2 protein-coding genes are annotated in these 2022 nt (G+C 75.1%); one reads left to right on the forward strand and one right to left on the reverse strand.

Annotation, left to right across the window (positions count from 1 at the left end):
- Positions 1-854, forward strand: an 854-nt coding sequence (locus tag QH283_RS06780) for an allantoate amidohydrolase (RefSeq protein ID WP_280502159.1), incomplete at its 5' end; no start/stop codon positions are given.
- Between the two features lie 4 nt (positions 855-858).
- On the opposite strand, the gene QH283_RS06785 is transcribed toward QH283_RS06780, so the two are convergent.
- The gene (locus QH283_RS06785) at positions 859-1779 is read right to left on the reverse strand and encodes an NADP-dependent oxidoreductase (RefSeq protein WP_280502160.1); all 921 of its coding nucleotides are present in this window, start codon (positions 1777-1779) and stop codon (positions 859-861) included.
- Positions 1780-2022 lie beyond the last annotated feature (243 nt).

Consider the following 2022-nt stretch of genomic DNA (forward strand, 5'->3'; position numbering starts at 1 on the left):
AGGAGGGCGCGCGCTTCGGCGTGGCCTGCGTCGGTTCCCAGCTGAGCACCGGCGCGGTCGCTCCCGAACGCGCCCTCGGCCTGCGCGACGCCGACGGCATCACCCTCGCCGAGGCGCTGACCCGCAACGGGCGCGATCCCCGTCATCTCGGCGCCGACCCCACACTGACCTCGCGGGTCGGCGTCTATGTCGAACTGCACGTCGAACAGGGGCGGGCACTGGACCTGGTGGACCGCCCGATCGCGGTGGCCTCCGCCATCTGGCCGCACGGCCGCTGGCTATTCCGCTTCACCGGCGAGGCCAACCACGCCGGCGCCACCCGCCTGGTCGACCGGCGCGACCCGATGCTCGCCTACGCCTCCTCCGTGCACTCGGCCCGGCACGCCGCCGAGCTCCACGAGGCGGTGGCCACCTTCGGCAAGCTGCGCGTGCTGCCCAACGGCGCCAACGCGATCCCCTCGGAGATCCTGGCCTGGCTGGACGCCCGCGCCGCGGATGAGCCCACCCTGGACGCCCTGGTGGCCCGGATCAGCGCCGAGGCGAAGGAGCACGCCGCCCGCGACGGCATCGGCCTGGACATCGAAGCCGAATCCGTCACCCCCATCGTCGAGTTCCCGCAAGCGCCGCGCGCCCGCGTCGTGCGTGCCCTCAGCCGCCTCGGCGAGATCCCGGTCCTGCCCACCCGGGCGGGCCACGACGCGGGCATCCTCTCGGCGGTGGTCCCCACCGCCATGCTCTTCGTCCGCAACCCCACCGGGGTCTCCCACTCCCCCGCCGAATACGCCACCCCCGAGGACTGCCGCCTCGGCGCCGAAGCCCTCGCCGATGTCATGGCGGACTGGATCGCCTCCTGACCGTTCAGAGGCCGGCCGGGAAGGTCAGGACGGTCTTGCCCCTGGTGTGACCGGTGCGGATGTCGGTGTAGGCGGTGACGGCGTCGAGGAAGGGGTAGGTGCGGGTGACCTCCCAGCGGAGCGCGCCGTCGGCCACGCCGTCGACGACCTCGCGGAGAGCGTCGAGGTCGGGCCGCATGCGGAACGGCTGTACGCGCGGGGCGTCGACGGCACGGCCCGCGATGCTGACGATCGGGCCTTCGGGGCCGACCACGGCGAGGGAGGTGTCCACGGCCTCCGTGGTGCCCGCCATGTCGATCGCGGCGTCGAAGGGGGCCGGGTGGACGGCGGTCACGCGGGCGGTGAGGCCGGGCCCGTATCCGACCGGGGTCGCGCCGAGTTCGCGCAGATAGTCCTGGTTGGCGGGCGAGGCGGTGGCCACCACGGTCAGGCCGCGACGGACGGCGAGCTGGACGGTGATGGAACCGACCCCGCCCGCGCCGCCGTGGACGAGCAGCGAGGCGCCCGCGGGGAGGCCGAGATGGCGCAGCAGACCCACGGCGGTCTGCGCGGCGCCGGCGAGCGAGCCTGCGACCTCCCAGCTCAGCGATCCGGGTTTGGCGATCAGGTTGCCCGCCGGGACGACGATGTGGGTGGCGTGGGTGAACGCACCACCGGAGCCGAGGACGGCGTCGCCGTGCCTGCGGTCGTCCACGCCGCGGCCGACCGCCCGGACGACTCCCGCGAACTCGGTGCCGAAGGTCATGGGCACGCGGTCACCGAACTCGCCGGTCATGCGGCGGGCGTCGATCGGGTTGATGCCCGCGGCCCGCACCTGGACGAGGACTTCGCCGGGGCCGGGGGCCGGCGTGTGCTCGGTGAAGAATTCGAGCACGTCCGGGCCGCCGACGTGCCTGGCGATCAGCACGGTCCTGGTCTGCGTCATGAGCTTCTCCTCGACGCCGGAGCTACCGCCGTTTCGGCAGTACCTGCGATGTGGTTAGGGTGGAGACATGGTCAGGACTGTCGCGGCGGGCCCCGCCGACACCGCCTCGGCCGCCGCCGCGGCCGAGGCCGCCCCGCGCGGGGGCGCCCCCGCGGGCGGCGCCCCCCCCCGCGGGCGCGCCGCAGAGCGGCCCGGGGCGGAAGGCCGGCGCGGGGCCCCCGGCACCCGGGGCGGGCCCAGGGG

It is taken from the genome of Nocardia farcinica (assembly GCF_029867845.1).
Classification (GTDB): domain Bacteria; phylum Actinomycetota; class Actinomycetes; order Mycobacteriales; family Mycobacteriaceae; genus Nocardia; species Nocardia farcinica_A.